The organism is Pseudoalteromonas sp. TAP-3C (assembly GCF_059888565.1).
In genome coordinates this window covers 209,927-233,253 of sequence record NZ_JCBFEM010000002.1, presented here as the reverse complement: position 1 = coordinate 233,253, position 23,327 = coordinate 209,927, and the positions used below count along the sequence as shown (strand labels likewise).

18 protein-coding genes and 2 pseudogenes are annotated in these 23,327 nt (G+C 40.1%); 4 read left to right on the top strand and 16 right to left on the bottom strand.

The genetic code is table 11. The features are described 5' to 3' along the window. Nucleotides 1-30: 30 nt before the first annotated feature. From AC6H44_RS16985 to AC6H44_RS16920, 14 genes and pseudogenes are all read right to left on the bottom strand, one after another. Nucleotides 31-1,341 carry a DASH family cryptochrome gene (locus AC6H44_RS16985; protein WP_500739038.1) on the bottom strand — a complete coding sequence of 437 codons (1,311 nt, stop codon included), beginning with the start codon at nt 1,339-1,341 and terminating at the stop codon, nt 31-33. Between the two features lie 119 nt (nt 1,342-1,460). Continuing rightward, a complete protein-coding gene (locus AC6H44_RS16980; RefSeq protein WP_500739037.1) occupies nt 1,461-1,799 on the bottom strand; it encodes a transcriptional regulator in 339 nt (112 codons plus the stop codon). Nucleotides 1,800-1,953: 154 nt separating this feature from the next. Then, nucleotides 1,954-2,661: a winged helix-turn-helix domain-containing protein gene (locus AC6H44_RS16975; RefSeq protein WP_500739036.1), complete on the bottom strand. Its 708-nt coding sequence runs from the start codon at nt 2,659-2,661 to the stop codon at nt 1,954-1,956. Between the two features lie 50 nt (nt 2,662-2,711). Next, complete coding sequence (locus AC6H44_RS16970) at nt 2,712-4,439, bottom strand: DUF885 domain-containing protein (RefSeq protein WP_500739035.1); 1,728 nt, start codon at nt 4,437-4,439, stop codon at nt 2,712-2,714. Between the two features lie 354 nt (nt 4,440-4,793). Next, on the bottom strand, nt 4,794-6,263 hold the full coding sequence (gene der / locus AC6H44_RS16965; protein ID WP_500739033.1) for a ribosome biogenesis GTPase Der: 1,470 nt from the start codon (nt 6,261-6,263) through the stop codon (nt 4,794-4,796). Nucleotides 6,264-6,356: 93 nt separating this feature from the next. Next, complete coding sequence (gene bamB / locus AC6H44_RS16960; protein WP_500739032.1) at nt 6,357-7,535, bottom strand: outer membrane protein assembly factor BamB; 1,179 nt, start codon at nt 7,533-7,535, stop codon at nt 6,357-6,359. 10 nt (nt 7,536-7,545) lie between these two features. Beyond that, nucleotides 7,546-8,166 (bottom strand): YfgM family protein, encoded by a 621-nt coding sequence (locus tag AC6H44_RS16955; RefSeq protein WP_500739031.1) that lies wholly within the window; start codon nt 8,164-8,166, stop codon nt 7,546-7,548. A gap of 45 nt (nt 8,167-8,211) precedes the next feature. Beyond that, nucleotides 8,212-9,492: a histidine--tRNA ligase gene (gene hisS, locus AC6H44_RS16950; RefSeq protein ID WP_500739029.1), complete on the bottom strand. Its 1,281-nt coding sequence runs from the start codon at nt 9,490-9,492 to the stop codon at nt 8,212-8,214. Nucleotides 9,493-9,671: 179 nt separating this feature from the next. Continuing rightward, nucleotides 9,672-10,790 carry a flavodoxin-dependent (E)-4-hydroxy-3-methylbut-2-enyl-diphosphate synthase gene (ispG, locus tag AC6H44_RS16945; protein WP_500739028.1) on the bottom strand — a complete coding sequence of 373 codons (1,119 nt, stop codon included), beginning with the start codon at nt 10,788-10,790 and terminating at the stop codon, nt 9,672-9,674. Nucleotides 10,791-10,795: 5 nt separating this feature from the next. After that, nucleotides 10,796-11,668 (bottom strand): RodZ domain-containing protein, encoded by an 873-nt coding sequence (locus tag AC6H44_RS16940; RefSeq protein ID WP_500739026.1) that lies wholly within the window; start codon nt 11,666-11,668, stop codon nt 10,796-10,798. Between the two features lie 273 nt (nt 11,669-11,941). Then, a pseudogene (gene pilW, locus AC6H44_RS16935) lies at nt 11,942-12,841 on the bottom strand (type IV pilus biogenesis/stability protein PilW); the annotation flags it as partial. A 116-nt stretch (nt 12,842-12,957) separates the two neighbouring features. Further along, nucleotides 12,958-14,091: a dual-specificity RNA methyltransferase RlmN gene (rlmN, locus tag AC6H44_RS16930; RefSeq protein ID WP_500739025.1), complete on the bottom strand. Its 1,134-nt coding sequence runs from the start codon at nt 14,089-14,091 to the stop codon at nt 12,958-12,960. Between the two features lie 184 nt (nt 14,092-14,275). Further along, nucleotides 14,276-14,707, bottom strand: coding sequence for a nucleoside-diphosphate kinase (gene ndk, locus AC6H44_RS16925; RefSeq protein WP_500739024.1), 432 nt, complete (start codon nt 14,705-14,707; stop codon nt 14,276-14,278). Between the two features lie 255 nt (nt 14,708-14,962). Continuing rightward, on the bottom strand, nt 14,963-16,168 hold the full coding sequence (locus AC6H44_RS16920; RefSeq protein WP_500736204.1) for an IS4 family transposase: 1,206 nt from the start codon (nt 16,166-16,168) through the stop codon (nt 14,963-14,965). 134 nt (nt 16,169-16,302) lie between these two features. Here AC6H44_RS16920 and AC6H44_RS16915 point away from each other — a divergent pair, with 134 nt between their 5' ends. Beyond that, nucleotides 16,303-17,628: a methyl-accepting chemotaxis protein gene (locus AC6H44_RS16915; RefSeq protein WP_500739022.1), complete on the top strand. Its 1,326-nt coding sequence runs from the start codon at nt 16,303-16,305 to the stop codon at nt 17,626-17,628. Nucleotides 17,629-17,768: 140 nt separating this feature from the next. Next, nucleotides 17,769-19,154 carry a prephenate-dependent tRNA uridine(34) hydroxylase TrhP gene (gene trhP / locus AC6H44_RS16910; RefSeq protein ID WP_500739020.1) on the top strand — a complete coding sequence of 462 codons (1,386 nt, stop codon included), beginning with the start codon at nt 17,769-17,771 and terminating at the stop codon, nt 19,152-19,154. Between the two features lie 119 nt (nt 19,155-19,273). On the opposite strand, the pseudogene AC6H44_RS16905 reads toward trhP, so the two are convergent. Further along, nucleotides 19,274-19,432: pseudogene (locus tag AC6H44_RS16905) on the bottom strand (transcriptional regulator); the annotation flags it as partial. A 108-nt stretch (nt 19,433-19,540) separates the two neighbouring features. On the opposite strand from AC6H44_RS16905, the gene AC6H44_RS16900 reads away from it, so the two are divergent. After that, nucleotides 19,541-19,786, top strand: coding sequence for a YfhL family 4Fe-4S dicluster ferredoxin (locus AC6H44_RS16900; RefSeq protein ID WP_500739019.1), 246 nt, complete (start codon nt 19,541-19,543; stop codon nt 19,784-19,786). Nucleotides 19,787-19,957: 171 nt separating this feature from the next. On the opposite strand, the gene AC6H44_RS16895 is transcribed toward AC6H44_RS16900, so the two are convergent. Continuing rightward, nucleotides 19,958-20,935: a chemotaxis protein CheV gene (locus AC6H44_RS16895; RefSeq protein WP_500739018.1), complete on the bottom strand. Its 978-nt coding sequence runs from the start codon at nt 20,933-20,935 to the stop codon at nt 19,958-19,960. Nucleotides 20,936-21,202: 267 nt separating this feature from the next. Between AC6H44_RS16895 and AC6H44_RS16890 the strand changes: the two genes are divergently transcribed. Further along, complete coding sequence (locus tag AC6H44_RS16890; protein WP_500739017.1) at nt 21,203-22,948, top strand: SWIM zinc finger family protein; 1,746 nt, start codon at nt 21,203-21,205, stop codon at nt 22,946-22,948. The last annotated feature ends 379 nt before the right edge of the window (nt 22,949-23,327 follow it).

Genomic DNA, 23,327 nt, shown 5'->3' with positions numbered 1-23,327 from the left:
ATTCGCATAGTTCAATAGGCCCATTGCAGCTTAAATGGGCCAATCGGCGGCGTCTAAGTTGTCTAGTTGCGCATCGCACTGATCATTTCCTTGCCATTTGGCAATATATTCACCATGTGGGTCGTATTGTTGGGTCTGTTTTGCCAAATTAAAATGGCGGCCACCTCTGGGGTCGACCCCAACACCTGCTATGTACTGCCAATTGCCCCAGTTTGAGGCTACATCGTAATCGATAAGCTGTTGTTCAAAGTAAGCTGCGCCATAGCGCCAGTCTAGTTGCAGTTCGTTTACCAAACAACTGGCTACAATTTGTCGTGAACGGTTAGTGATAAAGCCCGTTGCGTTAAGCTCTTTCATAATCGCGTTAACTAGCGGAAATGGGGTACTGCCTTGGCACCATTTTGCAAATCGATTTGGACTAAAGGTTGTAAGTGGTGAGCTTTGTTTTTTACCTTTAAAAGTAAAAAGCTGGTGCTTCACATTAATTGCATGCCATTTAAAATATTCACGCCATAATAATTCAAACTTTATCCAGTAGGTTGATTCATTTTCCCCATGCTGTGCTTCATAAGTATCTACTGCACAAAAAATTTGCTTGGCGCTAATACAGCCAAAAGCCAGCCAGCTACTGAATTTTGTTGAGTTATCAAAACCATCCAGCTCATTACGGGTGATTTTGTAGCTGCTTGGTAAAGAAGATGAAAAATATTGTTGGCAATGCTTAAGCGCGGCTTTATGGCCGCCGGGAAATAATGAACTACCTACAAGAGGCTCTTCTATGGGCTGTTTTGCACATAGCACAATAGGGTGTGGTAACCTAGGCGCTGTAAATGAGCCTGATGATATGCTTATGTCTGCACCTTCAATTTTTTTTCTAAACGGGGTAAAGCCGGTAGGTAAATGTGTAAGCTCAAATGGTAATTGCTGCTGTTGATATAAGGTATCTTGCATCACTGATTTAAATACCACAGTGGCGCATTTTGTTTTAAGTGCGGTAATTTGACGCAGTTCATATACGCCTATTTGCTCGCTATAAACCACTTCATCAATGCCAAGCTCATTAATACGCTGTGTTAATACCTTTACCGGATCGCCTTCTAAAATATGCAAGGTTTGGCCAAGCCCTAAAACAGATTGTTGCAGTTGATAAAGACTTTGCATTAAAAAGCGCTGCTTGTGTATGCCATAGGGTTTTTGCTGGTAGTTATTGCTTTTAAACCAAGCAGGATTAATAACAAAAACAAGATCGAGTTCACATTGTTGTTGTGATAAATCATTGAGTATGGAATTGTCATCAATACGCAAGTCATTTTGCAGACAATATAAAATACGTTTTTTCATTTTATGCCTTGGTTTTTAAAGTCAGTATTTCTACGAAGCAAAAGCGGGTAGGGATTAGTTAGCTGCAAATTTTAGTATTGAAAGGGTGAGCAAGTAGTGCTTACTCACCTGCTTAGGTTTTATTTAATCGGTTTAGTCGTGTTTGTTAGGTTAATAGAGGCATAAGCAATTAAGTACACAAATACGCTAAGCGGTAAACTGCAAATAAACAAAGCAATTTTGTATTTTTTAGCAATAGAGGGTTTAGGTAGTATAATTGCAAAAAGCATATTCACTGCTAACCAAAAAATAGTAAAGAGTGGTGAAAGCGTTGTTTTAGCGCTTGATAAATCACACGTGCCGAATGAAATACTAGCAACAGATGCGTTACCTATTTCTATACATTGCGCTTTACCTATGAGGCTAAGGGTAATTAATGTGGTAATTAATAATAGTGTTAGTGGCAGTAAGTGTTTCATATTTTTTCCTTAATTATTTAATTTTATGGGTCGCTCTATAGCGCTTAAACAAATTAAAACGTTTCGCAAAAAATAACGATAACAAAGCCGTTAACTAGTTATTACAAAGTTATAACCACGGTATTGCCTTGGTTATAACTTTTATAAATCAATATTATTCAATAGGTTGTGATTTAACTTCGGCTATTAGCTGATATCCTCGCTTCATTACAGATTTTATATATTTTGGGTTTTTTGTATCGTCATCATTAAGGGCTACACGTAGTTTGCTAATAACTCGCCTAACTGCGGTGTCGGTTACTATTTGATTCTCCCATACATTATTATGTAACTCTTCAAGACTAACTATTCTTGGTTGTTGTTCAACTAAATAGCTTAGTACCTGCATGCATTTAGGCTCTAATGTGAAGTGACTATCTTCTTTAATTAAAGTTTGCTGCATGCTGTCAAAAGTGTACTCACCAATTATTATCGAATTAACGCTCGACTTTTCATTAACTGGTTCTGTGCAATCATAGTTAGGTTGGGGTTTATTTGCTGTCGTATTTGAATGATTTTTATAAATGCGAGATACCATTATTCCAACTAAATTCATTAATAGTACTAACGGACTCAGTGGGAACGCACAAAGAAAAAGTAAATATTTAAATCCCACATGTATATTGGGTTTATTAAGCATTTGCCCAAATAACACGTTTAAAAGCATCCATATAATGAAATAAGGCGTAAGGGAAATTGAATCTATTTGCTCCCCACAAACGCCATATTTTACGCCCTCTATGTAGTTTGATGCGTCTAAACAAAAGGCATTAGCTTGGCTGCTAAATAAAATAAGTGATACAAAAATAAGTAGGTGTTTCATTAAAAAGTCCATTTATAAAAAGGCGGCAAATAATACCGCCTCCTTTAATGTTAAATAGCTGATTTTTGCTCTGCTATCCAATCGTTTATAACGTCTTCAAGTACCGCCATAGGTAATGAACCTTGACCAATAACGGTATCGTGGAAGCTGCGAATATCAAATTGTGCGCCTAGCTGTTTTTCTGCTTTGGCACGTAGTTCGCGTATTTTAATTTCGCCCATTTTGTATGAAAGCGCTTGGCCTGGCCAAGAAATATAGCGGTCTATTTGATCTTCCACTGCGCTTTGTGGCAAAGCGGTATGATCAGCCAAATAATCAATCGCCTTTTGGCGGCTCCAGCCAAAGGCATGAATACCGGTATCAACCACTAAGCGCACAGCGCGCCACATTTCGTAGCCTAAACGGCCAAAGTCACTGTATGGGCTTTGGTAAAAGCCCGCTTCTTTACCTAAACGCTCTGAATAAAGTGCCCAGCCTTCGCCAAATGCTGAGTGGCTCAGTGTGCGTCTAAATTCAGGAACGTCTAATTCCATTGCAATGGCGTTTTGTAAATGATGCCCAGGAATAGCTTCGTGCAGGCTAAGTGCTTCTAAATTATATAAAGGTTGTAATTTAGGCGTTGAAGCTAAAAAGTAAGTCCCCGGTGAACGGTTATCTGGCGGTGGCATATAAAATGCGCCACGACTCGCTGAGCCTTTTATAGTAAAGGTGTTTCGTGGTAAGTGGCCAAAGTAAGTAGGGAGTTTGCCGTACATTTTTTGGGTTATAAAGGCGGTTTTTTCGAGCAAGTCTTGGGGATCGGTTGCGTAAAATTGCTCATCGGTTGCCAAAAATTCTAAAAACTCACTGTAGCTGCCATCAAAGCCAACTTTATCAATAATACTTTGCATTTGCGCTTTGATGCGTGCCACTTCTTTAAGGCCAAGCTCATGTATTTGCTTGGGGGTCGCGTTTGTTGTGGTGTAATAATTTACTGTGTATTTGTAATAATCAAGGCCCCCTTTGATGCTTGCAATACCGGGTCCTGCTCTACAATGTGACATGTATTCGTTTTCAAAAAAGTCGTAAAAGTGCTCGTAAGCAGGCACGACTTTTGAGGTAATTAACGCTTTAGCTTTATTTTGGTAAGCTTCTTTTTGCGCTGCGCTAAATTTATTAGGGATACGGGTAAATGGCTCATATAAGGCGCTAATCTCAGCTTGTTTAACTATATGGGCGTTAATACTTTTGCCATAATTTTTAAACGTTTCGCAGTAGTGGGTAAAACCGGTTTGAATACCTTGCTTCATTAAATTAATATTTTGCTGATTAAAGCGAGGGTAGTTACTGAGGCTCACTAAAAAGGCATCGTAATCATCAATGGTTAAAAAGGCCATGTTAGCCGGCGCTTCTGCAAAGTAAGTATGCCAACCACTTAAAAAATTAACCGGAAAATACTTATCTTGATAAAGGTAGCTTTGCTGCTCTGTTTCTCGCTCATATTTAAATAAGCGGTAATTCATTAGCTGCTCGCTATTGAGCGCTTTTGGGTCAATGCTCGCTAAGCTTTTTAGTACGCTGCTGTTGTAAGCTTGGCGCTTAGCAATGGCTTGCTTGCTCCAATTTGGCAATGTGCCGTTTGGTTTCCAACCGTCTGGATCGGTTCTAAAAAATATTTTTTCTGCTTTCGCATTTTCCCAGTGGTTATCAATAATGATTTTTAAATCGCTGTTACTGTCGGCTAAGCTTGGCAGCGAGGTGGCTGCTAAACAAATAGCTAAAGTTGTTTCTTTAAACATGTTGAATTTCACTTTTTAAAATTTTAATTATTATTTATGCGCGCTGATTTTATGATAATAACAAGTTCGCTCAATTAATGCGTTGTTTTATAACATTAAGGCGTGTGTTTAATTGCTCTCCTTACTTATTTTATTTATATAAACAACGAAGAAATAATTTTTTAAGAATAATGATTTAAGCAGCATATAGACAGCTTACCAAGGGTATGTGGGGCAACCATACGCTTTGCACTTTGACGTCAAATAATCCTTTTACTTTAGGGTATGGGGTACCATCACTTTATTTTAGATAAAAAAATAGCGTACTTTTATTGTACGCTATTTAATTTTGACCTAGCACCTAGCACCTAGCACCTAGCTTTTATTGCGGTTTTCTTTACTAAACGCGCGAATTTTACGTTTTTGCGACAGCGTTACTTTATTCGTTCGCCCTGCAAATGGGTTATCACCTTCTCTAAATTCAATTTTGATTGGCGTACCCATAATTTTAAGTGCTTTACGATAGTAGTTCATTAGGTAGCGTTTATAGCTATCAGGTAAATCATGTACTTGGTTACCATGAATAACGATACGCGGCGGGTTATAACCCCCAGCATGGGCGTATTTAAGCTTAACACGACGGCCACGAACAAGCGGCGGTTGGTGATCAGCTTGTGCCATATCCATAATACGACGTAACATAGCCGTACTAATACGCTTAGTTGCCGATTCGTACGCTTCGTCAACTGATTCAAATAAGTGACCAACCCCTGTGCCATGCAGTGCAGATATAAAGTGTAGGCGGGCAAAATCAATAAACCCTAAACGGCGGTCGAGCTCGGTTTTAATCCGATCTTTTACGTAGTTATCTAGGCCATCCCACTTATTTACTGCAATAACTAATGAGCGTCCTGAATTAAGTGCAAAGCCTAATAAACTTAAATCTTGATCAGAAATACCATCGCGCGCATCAACGACTAGTAGCACCACGTTACAATCTTCGATTGCTTGTAATGTTTTAATCACTGAGAACTTTTCAACTACATCACTTACTTTTTTACGTTTACGTACACCGGCGGTATCGATAAGAATATATTCTTTGTCGTTACGGGTCATCGGAATGTAAATTGAATCCCGTGTTGTGCCTGGCATATCATATACAATAACACGCTCTTCGCCGAGTATACGGTTAGTAAGTGTTGATTTACCCACGTTAGGGCGACCAATTATAGCCAACTTTACCGGCTTGTCGGCGAACGCTTGATGATCGGTATCATCCTCTTCACCTTCTTGATACAAGTCGATAAGCTCTTCATCATCATCGGCTACATCTTCATCAAGGGCCGCAAGCTCAGCAATAACGGGCTGAAGTGTTTGTTCAAGCAGTAAAGTGATACCACGGCCATGAGCGGCTGCAATATGATGAACTTCACCGAGTGAAAGTTGATAAAACTCAGCACAATTTGAGTCAGCATCAATGCCATCGGTTTTATTAGCAACTACAAAGCTTTTCTTTTCTTGCTTACGTAAGTGATTAGCAATGGCTTGATCTGCAACTGTCATACCGACACGCGCATCAACTAAAAATAAAACAATATCTGCTTCTTCAATGGCAAGCAGTGATTGATCAGCCATTTCAGTTTCGATACCTTCCTCGGAGCCATCAATACCGCCCGTATCTACCACGATAAATTCAAAGCCGTCGTAATTTGCTTGGCCATATTTTCTATCACGGGTTAAGCCAGGAAAATCGGCAACGAGTGCGTCACGAGTACGTGTTAAACGGTTAAATAATGTGGATTTGCCCACATTGGGTCGCCCTACAAGAGCGATCACGGGAAGCATAAACTACCTCTTTAAAAAACAACAAAAGGCTTCGCAGTGCGAAGCCTTACAAAAAATAATTAACTATTAGTGCCTTACACTAATAGTAGTCAGTTAGTTTGGTATTTTTACCGCGCTAACTTCACCATCGCGGGTGTATAAAATTAATTTATCGTCAGCAACAACAGGCTCAACAAAAAAACCTGAGCTGTCAAAGTCTTCACGAGATACAAGCTCGCCAGTGTCTTTATTTAACCAATGTAAATTACCTTCTTGATCACCCATCGCTAAATAACTACCGGCAACCGTGGGACCTGTTAAGTACCAGCCACGTAGAGCAGGTTGGCTCCAGCGCTCAATGCCTGAATCTTTATCGAGTGCGTAAACAACACCGTTACTATCAACAACGTATATTGTTTGTAAATCCATGCTGATTTCACGGTAGCTGCTGTATTCGCGTTTCCACACAACATTACCTGAACGAATATCAACGGCTGATAAGTTGCCATTGTATGCAATGGCATAGGCAAATGGGCCGCTTATAAGTGGTTGTGTATCTACATCAACTAAACGCTCAAATTCTGATGCACCTTTTGGTACTGCAATTTCGGCGCTCCAGGCTGAGTAACCACTTTCTGAAATTAAAACGCTTAATTTACCCGTTTCAAGGCCTAGTAGCACGCCACCATTAGCAACAGTAGGCGAACTTTGACCGCGCAGCGTTAATGGCGGCACGTCTTGCTCAAAGCGCCAACGCTCCTCACCGGTATCTGGGTGAAGAGCAAGTAACTTACCTGACGCTAAATTAACAAATATTAAACCATCACCAGCAGCCGGTTTTGACAGTGATTCGCCAGGGACCTTTTTACGCCAAACTTCTTTACCTGTTTCGCGATCAAGCGCAATTACATAGCCATGCTCAGAACCTAGATAGATTTTACCATAGGCTTGTAATAGTCCGCCTGATAATTTTGCACTATCGTTATCGCTCCAAGGCCAAAACGATAAATCTTGACGGACGTCGGTTTTCCACTGGGTGTCGCCGTTAGCAAGCGATAAAGCTTCTACTTGGCCTTCGCGACTAGCAACATAAACAGTCTCTTTATAAACAGCCGGTGATAGGCGTGAGAAATAATGCTCTACACCACTACCTATTGATTCTTGCCAAACAACTTCTGTTTCAAACTGATTGGCTATTTGTGGAAGTACTAACTTTTCTTCGTCATCACTTGATGAACAACCCATTAGGGTTGCCATACACAGGGCGAGCGTTGCTGTTGTTATTTTTCTCATGCCTAAAACCTTATGCCGCTGGGCTAGTTACTGCTAGGTCATCTAACTTCATTTGTAAAAGCGGGTTGCTGGTTAATCCACCGGCATCAACCGCAGCTTGGTAAGCTACGCGTGCTTGTTCTTTATTGCCTTGCACAGTGTAAATATCGCCTTTTAGTTCTGCAACATTTGCATTAAATGCTTCCGGCAGCGGCGCATTTAACGTAGTTAATGCATCATCGTATTGTTGTTGAGCAATTTGCACGCGCGCTAGGCGCGTAGTGGCAATGGCTTTTAGTTGTGCGTTATCAACATGTGATACAATCCAGCTTAGTTTTTCGTTCGCTACGTCTAATTTTTGCGCATCGACCGCTTCTTTTGCAGCAACAAATGCAGCTAAAGTTGCGTACTGGGTGTCTTTGTTTTCACTAATAAACGCATCAGCAGAGGCTAATACGTCATCACTTTCAACAAGCTTAGTGTAGGCATCGGATGCTTGCTCTGCGGTGGTTATTTGGTTTTGATTGTAGGCTTTCCAACCGTACAGACCACCTAAGCCAACAATTACACCTAGCGCAAGTGATAGGCCGTTTTCACGAAAAAAGCGTTTAATTGCTTCTGCTTGTTGTTCTTCTGTTGAATAAATTTCCATGCTTACCTCTGTTAAAGCGCTTAAGTGTCTGCGCTTTATGTCATTTTAGCTATTAATTAGTTCTGCAAGTAGCGCTTTAGCGTGTTCTAGTTCTAATGTGACTTGTTCTTTACGCTCACGTAAATACTTAATGGTCACAACGCCTTGCTCTAATTCATCCTCACCGATAATAACCGCGACCAATGCATCGCTTTTATCAGCACGTTTTAATTGTTTTTTAAAGTTGCCGCCACCAGCATGCACCATAACGCGCAACCCAGGTACGTCGCGACGTAGGTTAGATGCAATAATAGGCGCTTGAATACTGGCTTTATCACCCATGGCCGCTAAATATACATCAGCACTGCGGCGTATGTCACCTACACATTCAAGTGCTTGAAGCAGTAAAACCAAACGCTCTAAGCCCATTGCAAAACCAACGGCTGGGGTTGATTTACCGCCTAATTGCTCAACTAAGCCATCATAACGACCACCGGCACACACTGTACCTTGAGCGCCTAAGCTATCGGTTACCCATTCAAATACAGTACGATTGTAATAATCTAAGCCACGTACCAGCTTTTCATTAACCGTGTATTTGACGCCTGCGGCATCTAATCGTTCACATAAATTTTCAAAATGTTCTTTTGATTCAGTATCTAAATGCTCAGATAATTTTGGCGCATCGACTAAAATTGCTTGTATATCTGGGTTTTTAGTATCAAGCACGCGCAGTGGGTTAGAGTACATACGACGTTTAGCGTCTTCATCTAGTACATCGGTATGTTGTTCTAAAAAGGCGATTAAGGCATCGCGGTACTGTGCACGTGCTTCGTTAGAACCTAATGAATTAAGCTCTAAGCGTACATGATCGCTTATGCCAAATGCTTCCCAAAGTTGCGCCGTGAGTAATATCACTTCAGCGTCTATATCGGCGCTGGCAATACCAAAGGTTTCTAAACCAAATTGATGAAACTGACGGTAACGGCCTTTTTGTGGGCGTTCATGGCGAAACATCGGGCCCATGTACCAAAGGCGTTGTTCTTGATTGTATAACAGGCCATTTTCATTACCTGCACGTACACACACCGCCGTCCCCTCAGGGCGCAGGGTTAAATTATCACCGTTACGATCGGCAAAGGTGTACATTTCTTTTTCTACAATATCGGTAACTTCACCAATAGAGCGTTTAAATAGGTCGGTTGATTCTACAATTGGAAAACGAATTTCTTGATAACCAAACGATGATACGGTCTCGCGTAAAATGTGCTCTACTTTCTGCCAAACTTGCGTATCGCCTGGCAGGCAATCGTTCATACCGCGAACTGCCTGAATTTGTTTTGCCACTGATAAATCCTAAATCTGTTTATGTGCAGCTGTAAGCTGCAACCACGTAAAACTAAAAAATCGACCGCACATTATAACCCTAACTACGAAGTAATTGCGAGTGTAACGGGGTGTTCGTAATTTGTACTATGTTGTCAATGCTGTTGGTACAGGGCCGTTAGACATTGCTGGAGTATAAATTACTCTACAATTTTTATATCGATTGGTGTTTGTTGTTGTTTTTTCTCGATGAAGTCGCGTACATAACCCTCGAGCTGATCAACGATATTGTTGTTATCAATACGGGCTTTTTGGCGTTCGCCATTTATGTATAAGCCTGAGCGACGATTTGCACCAGCAAGACCAATATCGCTAACCAATGCTTCACCTGGGCCGTTAACTACACAGCCAATCACCGAAACCGACACTGGCTCGATTATATCTTCTAAGCGCTCTTCAAGCTGGTTCATGGTGCTCACCACATCAAACTCTTGACGCGAGCAGCTAGGGCAAGCAATAAAGTTAATCCCGCGCGAGCGAATACGCAATGATTTTAAAATATCAAAGCCCACTTTTATTTCTTGCACCGGATCGGCGGCTAACGATACACGCAGCGTATCACCAATACCTTCTGCTAATAACATACCTAAGCCAACGGCTGATTTTACTGAGCCTGAGCGCATACCGCCGGCCTCGGTGATGCCTAAATGCAAAGGTTGGTCGATTTCTTTGGCGAGTAAACGATACGCGCCTACCGCTAAAAAGACATCGGATGCTTTCACCGAAATTTTAAATTGATCAAAGTCTAAACGACGTAATATATCAACGTGACGCATAGCAGACTCAAGTAAAGCCGCTGGCGTTGGCTCGCCGTATTTTTCTTGTAAGTCGCGCTCAAGTGAACCGCCATTTACCCCTATTCGAATGGGAATATTATGCTCACGGGCAGAGTCTACTACGGCTCTAATGCGTTCTTCACTGCCAATGTTACCTGGGTTAATCCGCAAACAATCAACACCGTATTTTGCTACTTTTAATGCAATCCGGTAGTCAAAATGAATATCAGCCACAAGTGGTATAGATACTTGCTCTTTAATGCTTTTAAATGCTTCTGCGGCATCCATAGTAGGCACAGATACGCGCACTATGTCTGCGCCTGCATCTTGAATGGCTTGAATTTGAGCTACCGTAGCATCAACGTCCATGGTGTCTGTATTGGTCATTGACTGCACAGCAATAGGTGCGCCATCGCCAATCGGTACATTTCCGACATTGATACGAGTGGATTTTCTGCGTTTTATAGGAGATTCTGAAAACATAGCGACTACTCTGCTAATGGTAATTTAAATTTAGCTAAACGGTTTTTGGGAAAGGCCGAAATATCAATTGGCTCACCATTTAGGGTAATATTAACAACATCATGCTTACCTAACACCACTGAAAAAGGTGCGACACCGGTTAACGTCATTTGATAACCTGCTTTTTTTACCCCAAAAGCAATTTTTTCATTATTGGCATCGTGAATTTCTACCCAGCTCTCATCATCAAACATCATAACAAGAGTGCTTAAACCATTGTCTTTTTTGTCACTGGGGCGCTGAACATCATCATTTACTGGCGCGGCTTGAATTGATTGTTGCTCATCTTGTATGGCTGAATTTGTTTGTTGTTCAGGCTCTATATCCTCTAATGGCGTATCTTCAGTAGCATCAGCTAGCAGTGTCGTATTTTCTTGCAACTGAGTAATTAGCGAATTACTGGCATTAATGGTTTTGGTTTGCTCATCAATAGGCATTGCATTTTGCCACCACCATACGGCTGAGGAGCCTATAATAATGGCTAAAATTAAATAGCTTACGGTCATCAGCTTGCTGTCATTGGCTTCTTTTTCTGTGCGCCTTGAAAAGCTTTGCATATCGACCGGTTTAGTTGATGCAGAAAACACAGGCAGCATTGTTAAGATAGGCGTGCTATCAATGTTGAGTGCACGACAGTAATTTTTTATATAGCCTTTAACAAACGTTTTTGCACCCAATAAATGAAACTCGTCATTTTCGATATGCTGAACTTGTATTTCTGTTAGCTTTAATAATGAAGCAATAGCAGCGACACTGATATTAGCATTTTCTCTATGCGTTTTAAGTATTTGTCCTACAGAGGGTTCGTCACTCTGTGTTTGTGTATTATCTTCATTCATAATGTTTATGAGTCTGAGTCCACGATTAAAGTTTATGTTTAACAACCAAGGTAAAATTTATTTTTATTGTTTAGCGTTCATTAATACTTGGTGCCAGTGCGCTATGCTTAAAAGAGTACCATTAGCACTCGTTATAGAAAGACCTTTATATACCTAGCAAAGCACAGTTTAGCATTGTATCACACCCAAATGCTAAATTGGTTTAGAGCAAAATCAGTAATTATTATATTATTTAGTTTTTTTTGTCGGCGCTTCAAGATCCATTTCTGGTTCTGGCGCTTTTTTTCTGATAATTTTTATTTTCGGTTCAACAATAATTTGATTGTTATGATTACTCTGTTGTAATTCATCTAGCTGAGCTTGACGGTACTTTTCGCGTAGCACTTCAAACTCTGTTTGCCTTAATTGATTGTCGCTAATAGCGCTCGCTTGCATGCTATTAGGATAAGTTTGTAAGATGGTTGTGGCAATTTTCTCTGCTTCCTCTATTCGGCCCATGCGTTGTTTAACTAAATAACTCAGCAATAATGCGCGTGGGGAAACTTGCGCTGTATCGTCATAACGTTTGATTAGGCTACTGGCTTTATATAAGTCGCTTTTTGCATAATATAATGCCGCTAAACTAATCAGTGTAGATGCCCGTTGTGAGCTGTGATTGAGTGCTTGCACAAAGTAGTTTTCAGCGTTATTAAAGTCATTAGATTCAATGGCGCACAGGGCTAAATTTTCGTAACTTTGTGCAACGCGAATATAACTGGGTACTTCAATGGCTTTTAAAAATTGATCGGTAGCGCGGTCGTACTCATTAATGCTGCATAAAAAGGTACCGTAGTTATTCAGGGTATTCGGATCGTCAGGTTTAATAGCTAACGCCTTTTGATAGGCTTTATCTGCTAATGCGTGTTCGCCCACTTGGTGATAATAATACGCTAATGAGTAGTGAACTTCGGGCAAGTTTGGAGCATATTCATTGGCACGCTCTAGGTTGTATTTTGCTTGTGAGTTGTTACCTGTATCGAGGTACTGTAGTGCTAAAGCGATTCGAGTACGTGCAGCATTTGTATTGTTAAACTTATTTTCCAGAACGGGTTTATCGCTACCATTGTAGCTATTTTCAGTAACACAACCGCCCAAAAGCAGTGTTGATAGTGCTAACGCAATTAAAGCTCGCATTACTTTGTCTCTCAATTCATTCACATAGCCTCTATCTTACCTAAAAGCCTTTGTGTTGCATCATTTATTTAAAAATAAACGGTTTTTCACAAAGGCATTGGGTTTTTTTAGGGCATTTAGGCTTGGTGAATGTTTACGGCAATTGCGTTTTCATCGCGTAGTTTCTTTTTAGCCAAGCGCTTTGTTCTATCAACCACATCGCCGGCTAATTGGCCACAGGCTGCGTCAATATCATCCCCTCGAGTACGACGAACAATACAGGTAATTCCAGCGGCTTGTAACACTTTAGAAAAACGATCAATTCGGCTGTTACTCGAGCGTGTATATTCGTTACCTGGAAATGGGTTAAATGGAATAAGGTTTACTTTTGATGGTGTGCCTTTTAACGTTTTAACCAGTTCATGTGCCTGATCGGTACTGTCGTTCACACCATTGAGCATAACATATTCAATGGTTACATCTTTATTGGCCTTTGAGCCATCAATATAACGACGACATGCGGCTAAAAACTCCTCAATAGGGTACTTTTTATTAATAGGTACTAAAATATCACGCAGTGCGTTATCGGGTGCATGTAATGAAATAGCCAGTGCTACGTCTATTTTTTCTTTTAATAAATCAAGCGCAGGTACAACGCCTGAAGTACTTAATGTAACGCGGCGCTTAGATAAACCAAAACCCCAATCGTCCATCATTAGTTCCATTGCAGGTACCACGTTTTTAACGTTAAGTAGCGGCTCGCCCATACCCATCATTACTACGTTAGTGACTGGGCGTTTTTCACTGTTGCCATCAAGGCCAATGTCTTTGGCTACGCGCCACACTTGGCCAATAATTTCAGACACTTTTAAGTTACGGTTAAAGCCTTGTTGTGCTGTTGAGCAAAAAGTACACTCCAATGCACAGCCTACTTGAGAAGATACGCATAAAGTGGCACGGTCTTTTTCAGGGATCCACACAGCTTCTACTTCTTGGCCGCCTTCGAGTACTAATGCGTATTTAATTGTACCGTCGCTGGCTTGCTGGCGAACTGAAATTTCGGGGGCTACAATTTCACACTCATTTTTAAGCTTTTCTTTAAGTTTTTTGTTGACGTTGCTCATTTCATCGAAATTATCTACGCCAAAATGATAAATCCATTTCATCACCTGATCGCCACGAAATGGCTTTTCACCGAACGACACAAACAGCTCTCGCATTGCATCTCGGTTTAAATCTAATAAGTTAATTTTTTTTTGCTCAGTGGTCATGAAACAACCTTAATTAGTGACGGTGGTGATAAAAATTTACAAGGGTAAATTGTACACAATTTACCCACTTTAATCATTAAGTAAAACATCAAAAAATACACAGTAATACTTTAATTAATGACTAAAAAAGGGCTCTAAAGCCCTTTTCATACTTTGCATCACAGGGTTAGCTGCGAAACTCAAATTAACGAGTACGTGGGCAAAGCTCTTCGTCTGCGAAGAAATACGCGATTTCGCGAGCCGCAGATTCAACAGCGTCAGAGCCGTGAACCGCATTTTCGTCGATGCTATCAGCGTAGTCTGCGCGTAAAGTACCCGCTAGTGCTTCAGCAGGGTTAGTTGCACCCATGATTTCGCGGTTTTTAAGCACAGCATTTTCGCCTTCAAGAACGGTAACCATTACTGGGCCAGATGTCATGAAAGAGACTAAAGCGCCAAAGAAAGGACGTTCGCTGTGCTCAGCGTAGAAACCTTCCGCTTTTTCTTTTGAAAGGTGAACCATTTTAGCGGCAACAATTTTAAGGCCCGCAGTTTCGAAACGGTTGTAGACAGCGCCGATGTGGTTTTTAGCAACTGCATCAGGTTTTACGATTGAAAAAGTACGCTCTAAAGCCATCTTTGTGCTCCAATAATTTAAATAAAAGGTTGAATATTAACGGGCGCGAATTATACGCGTTTTAGTCAAAAAAACCTAATTTATTCTATTTTACTGATTATTATAATTTATCAATCCGTATTTATGAGCCAAAAACAATATAGTTACGTTTAATATATATTTATTAACATTCGCTATACTATTATTTTTGTGACCTAAGTTGTTATTTATAGCACACCTATAAAGAACGCCAAATTCTGAGAGATCCCCACGAATTTAGCCTAAATTATCAATTTGTATAGTCAGAAGTGACAACTGGCTATACACATAAATAATGAACTGCCCATCAGGCTCATACCTAGGATCATCAACCACTTCTTTGCCAAGATAAATATAGGACAATACTCGTCGTTTTTTCTCTGTATTCGCTTGTAATGCCGCATCCCCTTGTTGTGCCGACACGGTGTACCCTATGCACCATAAGACAAACAACATTAACGCCGCTATGAGCAATAAATTATCAAACCTTTCTGCGCTTCTTGAATTTGCAAAGGCTAAACTAATGCCAAGTTTTGCATTCTTAGTGTCTCTGAAACTTTCTTCTATTTGCATACGTTGTTTATATAAAGTCACAATCCGTTGAGGCTTATCTGTAAATTGTGTAGGTAAATTAAACACAAGTAGCCAAGGCTCTTTGGCCTTTTGTTGTTGGTATTTAACCGTTGTACATTGAGATTGCCCACCCCGTTTTTTGATTTTTTTACGTCCCTTGTTTTTCCCTCTAAACAAAACACCTTGGCACGCGAAACGAACTGTTTTTCCGTAGTAAATCTGTGTCAGAAGGTGTGGTTTACCTGTTGCTTGCTCAAACCATGATTTACAATTTCGCCATGTCTCAAGGTCGCTAGATAAGGTCACATTGCCTCTGACGCGCCCAAGCCAATACCAGCCTTTATCTTCTATGGCTTTAAACCATGGCGTTCTAAAAATAGCATCAGATAAAATAATAGGCTGACAATCTGCAGGTAAACACTGTGCCAAGCTATCGAGTAAGTGTTGATGAGCCGCTTCGGTATTTAATTCGCTTTCAGGATACACTTTTTCATAGAGCGTTAACGCTCTTCCCCCCATTGGTATGCTTGCCCTGAGCACTTGAAATATTTCGCCGCCATTAATAGGTGACCAGTCAACGATAATAAGTGGGTGTTGTTGCTGGCCTACTAAGCATTCGGTCATATGCTCATAGAAACAAAGACGTTCTTGATGCAGGTTAGCATTACCAATCAAACGGTCTGCGCGTTTAATATCATGTTTTTTATCGGTATTAGAAAATGATTTTAATCCTCGGCCTAGGTAAGTGACAGTAACGCGCTGATCACGCAAGCCTGAGTTAACAAACGTAAAGACTGTATTTAAACGTGTTTTATGAATTTCAGGGTAGGCAATGGCAATATCTTTGTGTAATATTTCGGTGGCTTTCATGATTATGAGTGAGTTTTTTTATAGTGAAAAAATTTGATCACAAATAATCATGAGAGTCTACCATTAATTTTTATTTTGTGGGGATTCGTCAGCGCCAAATTTATATGCCCAGACGCAAACATTAAGGTAATAATATGTTTTTTAACCAATCTTTAAAAAATCAAATTGCTGATTTACAAAGTAAGCTTTCTGTTAGGGAGCAGGTTAAGCAAAGCTTAGACAGTGAAATGCTGGTATTAGAGCTTAATAAGCAAGGTGCTATTTTAAGACAAAATAAAAATTTTCAGCAGACGTTTGATTATGCAAACGATCTACTAATCAATAAAAATATTTTAGATTTTATACCTGAGAACGCTAGAAATAATCCAGATTATCATTCGTTCAAAAAAGCGATAACTAAGTCTGAGCACTTTGCAGGTGCTATTCAATTATTACACCAAGACGGAAAGCGAGATTGGTTACGTTGTATTTTGCACCCGATTAAAAATGAGCAAAATCAGCTTGAATATTTAACCATGCATTGCACGGTACTTACACAGATAATTGAAAGTTCAAGAGAAAATCAAGATCTAATTAAAGCGTTGCATCGCTCAACTGCGGTTATAGAGTTTGATATTAAAGGCATAGTGCTTGGCGTTAACGATAACTTTTTAAAGGGTATGGGTTATTCAAAACAAGAGGTTGTGGGTAAGCATCATGTTATGTTTTGTGATGAGCAAGAAGCAAACAGTAAAGAGTATCAAGCGTTTTGGCAACGATTACGCAGTGGTGAGTTTATTGCAAGTAGGTTTAAACGTGTAGACAAACAGGGTCATACGGTATGGTTGGAAGCGTCTTATAACCCTATTTTTAATGAAGCCAATGAGCTTTACAAAGTAGTTAAATTTGCTACCGTGATCACTGATCAGGTCGAGAGAGAGCTTGCCATAGAGCAAGCGGCGAGCATTGCCCATAGCACCTCTGTAGAAACCGATAATAACGCTGATAAAGGTGCTCTAGTAGTACAAAAAACAGTACAGGTAATGAATGAGTTATCAGTGCAGATGGAGCAAGCAGGTCAAGAAATTTCTGCGTTAGATAAACAATCGCAGCTTATCGCAAGCATAGTGCAAAGTATTAGTAGCATTGCTGATCAAACGAACTTATTAGCACTGAACGCAGCCATTGAGGCGGCACGTGCAGGGGAGCAAGGCCGTGGCTTTGCGGTGGTGGCCGATGAGGTACGTTTATTAGCTTCAAGAACCAGTAAGGCTACCGAAGAAATAGTGGATGTAGTTCAGCAAAACCAAAACTTAACCCAATCAACGGTTGCTGCAATAGAGCAAGGTAAAATTAAAGCGCAACAAGGACTTGAACTCTCCAAAGAATCTGGTGATGTAATGAGCGACATTAAAAAAGGGGCGCAACAGGTTGTTGATGCAGTTAGCCAATTTTCAAATCAATTAACCAGTAAAAACTAGTCCTTTTATTGGTTATGTTAAGAGAAAATTGATGATCTTGATCAAGGCTTCTCTTTTGACCACTCATTATACTTGCGCGCTTTATATTTCTTAACTATTCATGCAACTGGCTTGACCCCAGTTCGATGTATGGAGCGCACATGTCAACGGTTACTTCTTCAATCCCATTTATTCCAGAGTTACTTTGCCCTGCAGGCAGTTTAAAAAATATGCGTTTTGCCTTTGCCTATGGGGCTGATGCGGTGTATGCCGGCCAACCGCGTTATAGCTTACGAGTGCGCAATAACGAATTTGATCTTGAGACATTACAAATAGGTATTAACGAAGCCCATGCGCTGAATAAAAAGTTTTATGTGGTCTCTAATATTGCGCCGCATAATGCTAAAGTTAAATCGTATTTACGCGATATAGAGCCTGTTATTGCTATGGGGCCTGATGCGCTGATCATGTCAGATCCAGGTTTAATTATGCTCGTGCGAGAAAAGTGGCCTGATATGCCAATTCATTTATCGGTACAGGCGAATGCGGTAAATTATGCCAGCGTATTGTTTTGGGCAAAACAGGGCATTGAACGGGTAATTTTATCTCGCGAATTATCGCTTGAAGAAATAAGCGAAATCCGTACACTTTGCCCACACACTGAGCTAGAAGTGTTTGTGCATGGTGCGCTGTGTATGGCCTATTCAGGGCGTTGTTTACTCTCGGGTTATATTAATAAACGCGATCCTAACCAAGGCACCTGCACCAATGCGTGTCGTTGGGAGTACGATGTAAAACCGGGCGTAGAAAACGAAACCGGTGAAATGGTGCATAAAATTGACCCTAAAACGGTTATTCCTACGTTAGGTGAAGGTGCGCCGAGCAAGGATGTGTTTATGCTAGAAGAGCAAGGCCGCCCGGGAGAATACATGCCTGCATTTGAAGACGAGCACGGTACTTATATCATGAACTCAAAAGACTTACGCGCCGTGCAATACGTAGAGCAGTTAACAAAAATGGGCGTACATAGCCTTAAAATAGAAGGTCGTACCAAATCGTTTTATTATGTTGCGCGCACAGCACAAGTTTATCGCAAAGCCATAGATGACGCAGTAGAGGGGCACCCATTCGATGCCAACTTATTTAAAACGTTAGAAAATTTAGCACATCGTGGTTACACCGAAGGCTTTTTAAAACGCCACGCCCATCAAGATTATCAAAATTATGAGTACGGCCATTCCGTGTCAGATAAGCAGCAGTTTGTTGGTGAAGTACTTGGTCGTAGTGGCAGTGGTTTGGTTGAGATTGATGTTAAAAACAAATTCTGTGTAGGTCACTCATTAGAGCTGATGACCCCACAAGGTAATATTAGCTTTAACCTCGATTTTATGGAAAACAAAAAAGGCGAGGCAATTACCGATGCTAAAGGTTCAGGGCATATAGTAAAAATTCCACTGCCCGACACTATCGATTTAGAACACGCCATATTAATGCGTAATTTGGACGAAAACCAAGACACCCGCAATCCTTTCAAACAAGCGGTTTAACTACTAGTTAAATGCTTATTCATGGCGTACGTATTATCAAGCTGTTGCTCTATTAAGTTAATCGTTTGCTTATTTACGCCGAGTGCTTTAGCTGTGTTTTTAAAGTTGAAAATAATCTCTGCTATCTTATTTTGAGTTGGCGCTTTTGTTAAGTCGTAATGAGTTTGCCATAGAAGTAATAGCTGCCTGAATGAAATGAGCCCAGTAACTTCAAACTTTTTTATTGTGGAAGCGGGTACTGTGCTGTTTTTAGCTAATGGCTGAATGCGAATTGCCAGTTACAGTTTTTATTGATGAAGATCAACAAAGCAACACAGCATAAAATGCATAATTCACGGCTGTAATTTTATGCTAGCAGTACTAGATCCAATAAATGAGGTTAGAGAGTGGCTTTACTCATAAATAGTAAATGCATTAACTGTGATATGTGCGACCCTGAGTGCCCTAATGAAGCCATTTACATGGGCGCTAAAATCTATAAAATCGACCCCGCAAAATGCACCGAATGTGTTGGCCACTACGACAAACCTACCTGTGTGAGCGTATGCCCAATAGACTGCATTAAGCCCGATCCTCTAAATCGAGAAAGTATAGATCAATTAGCTGAAAAATATGTGAGATTAACGGGTTAGACTATAGTTATTGAATTAGCAATGGCTTAAAACGAGAGGCGCTGTCTCTCGTTTTAGTGGTGCTGACAACTGCTTTATAGGTGATTAAGTTGCGTTTCTTAAATCGTAAGGGCAACAAGTTTAACGGTGTTGAGCGGGGGGATATAAAGACCAGAGGGCATGCCAATGGCGCTAAGAATTAAAAATATACTGGTCCATCAAACCAACCATTTTACCGATTTCAGGCTTAGTGATTGTATCATTAGCGCCTAATTCAAGCGCCTTACCTCGGTTATCTTCACTCATAATGGATGAAAACATAATAATAGGCGTATTGTTAAAAAATTTATTTTCTCGCAAACGCTTTACTAAATGCATACCATCCATCCGTGGCATTTCAACGTCAGTAACAATAGCATTAACAATGCCATCAATTGAAGAGTTTTCTGCCTCGGTAATTCGTTGAATATCGTTCAGTTTTTCAAACGCTTCGCCCCCATCTTTACTAGTAATGACGTTGTACCCAGATGAGGTTAAGGTTTCTTGGATCATACTACGAATAAACGCAGAATCATCCACTACCATGATTGTTTTAGCATTACGTTTGCTGATCATTTTTTCATTTAAATCTACTGAACGATCAAGCTTAACATCATATTTTTCCATACTAAGCTCTGGGTTAATATCGGCAATTATTTTTTCAAAATCCAAAATCATGATCAGTTTGTGTTCTTTACGAACCACAGCAACAACACAGTCTTGCTCACCAGCTTCTAAAAATTGGCTGGGTGATTCAACGTCATTCCATGAAATACGGTGTATCCGGCTAACACTGTCGATTAAAAAGCCATTAGTCATTTTATTAAAGTCGGTAACAATTACGTATTTGTTATCAAGCGTTGTTGATGTTGGCACACCTAACCAACCAGCAAGGTCAACAAGAGGCGTTAGTATGTCTCGTGACGAAAATACGCCAATCATATGCGGTTGAGCATTAGGGTAGTCGGTAGTCTCTGGAACGCGGATCACCTCTCTCACTTTGGCAACATTAATCCCGTAATAGCACGTTTTGGTTTGGCCGTTAGCTAAAGATTTTTCTAAATGAAATTCAATAATTTCCAGCTCATTAGTGCCGCTTTCTAGTAAAATTTCGTTGTTTTTATTGCTCATAGTTATTCACATATATTTGGCAAATCATAGGTATCTTTGTTTAGTATATACGCTAGTGCAGAGCATGATCATATTTTTTTAAGGGACTTTTTAAATTATATTGATATTCTTGCCTAAGGCAGAGCACATGAACGCTGCACCAAAAAAACGCTGGTCGCACTTTTAAAGCAATGCCAAAAAATACAGAATACTTATTTAATTTATTTTTTAGGATGTATTTTTTGATTCCCTGATGACCTACAAACTTAACTAATAATAAGGATTACTGTGGTATTTGACATAAATGAAATAAAGCAACGCGTGGCCAGTAAAACGTACGATTTGGGCTATGGTTTGTATGCTGCAAACCATGTTAGCAAGTTACTTATTGTTGATAATAAAGCGATGGCGAGCGTGGCGGGGCAGTATAAATACAAAGTCAGCTTAGAAAACAGTGCTGGCGGGCAATGTTTGGCAAGCTGTACATGCCCTGCTGCCGACTATCAAGAAATATGCAAACACGCCGTTGCTGTGGCACTCAAAGTAAACAGTTTATCGGCAGCTGAATTCGCCGACGTAAACGCCAATGATGAAACAGCGCAAGACAATGAGCGTAGTGAATTAATGGCATGGTTTTTAGATAAATCAGTTAATGAACTTACCGATATAATCATGAGGTTTTTAGATGAGTCAGAGCATGAATACAGCAAATGGCTAATGATGATGTCAAACGATAAGCAGGCACTGGGCGCCAGCGAGCTAAGTAAACTGATCACCAAAGCGTTGCCTAAAGAGCCTGTGTGGGATTGGAATGAAGTGCGTGGCTATTTTGCTGAGGCAGAGTCATTGTTTGAAATGATATTCCCTGCAATAGAAAAACTGCCCGTTGATCAGCAATGGCAGCTAAACCTTAAAGCCTTGGTACGTTTAAATACAGTGCTTGAGCAAATAGATGATTCGGGCGGTTTTCGCTTTGAAATCGAAGGGCAACTTAACGAAAACCTGGGCGAACTGTTTAATCAACTGCCTTGGTCTGATGAGCAAAAAGCGCAGTGGATTTTTGAGCACTTTGCAGAGTATAAATACGATGTGTTTCCGAGTGTGCCAGAAGACTTTGATATAACACCCAGTGTAAATACCTTGTTTTTATCACAGTGTGCAACGGCAATAGAAAAACGCCTGCAAGTGGGCGTTGATTTTGATGACTGGAGACAAAAAAGCGCACTGCTGCGCCTTACCTCGGTATTAATAAAACAAGCGCAAATGCAAGATGATTGGCAAGAGCAACTGCGTTTAATTAAAATAACAGCCAATAATTCAGCAGATTATTTAAAAATAGTGGCGCTTTGCAAAGAACGTAATGACCTGTTAGATGCTGAATATTATTTAAAGCAAGCTTATCAACGCGCAAATACCCCCCATGAGCAGCTTGCATGTAAACGTGCTGAAATTGAAATTCGCCTTGAGTTATCAGAATTTAAGGCCGCATGGGCAATAGCGTGGCAGTTATTTGTTGATAACCCAAGTTTTAATGGCTTTAAAGATTTACAAGCGTTACAACAAAAAACCGGCGTTATTGACGCAGAGTTTACGCAAAAGGTAGAGCAATTATTGCTATCGCTATCAAGTCAAGGCACTCAGCTAAACCAAGGTATTCGTCGCTTTACTAATTACCCAAGCGAGTTACTGGATTTTTATATTGATCAAAATGACATTGACAAAGCACGTTCATGGGCTGCAAAACATGATGTTAAGTCGAGTCAATTGATAACGTTAGCTGGTTTAATTATGGCGCAATACCCACACGAGTCGATTGACTTGTATCACAAATCACTTAGCAAAATAATTGGACAAACCAACAATGACGCCTACCGTGAAGCAACTAATCTATTAATTAAAATAGAGAAAAATTTAAAAGACACAAATGCTGACTGCACGCCACTGTATAACATGATTACTACACTCATTAAGAATTTTAAACAAAAACGTAATATGATGAAGTTATTGCGTGACTATTTTCCGGATTGCTTTTAAAAAATAGTGATAGTAAACGACAAAGTAAATTTGTAGATTGGAATCACCGAAACGATATTAAATCGGCACTATCAAAGTAGAGCTTTTGGTGCTGGCTAAATTTAAATACCCGCCAATCAGCTGTGGTGAAGTATAAAAAGAAATATTTGAACAAGCGCAGAGTTTTAAAGCGAATAAGGAGTAATTAATATCTATCTTCATTCAGTGATAAGGGGTTATGTATCATAGGGTCAGGGTGTTACACTTATTTAGAAAATTTAAAATAAAGCCGTCTTAATTAAGTTTAATAGAGTTCAGTAGTCAGCAACACATAAAATGATAGCTAGTTAATACCTAGCAAGTTATTGTATTTTGATGAAACCTAAAATAGGACACTAAA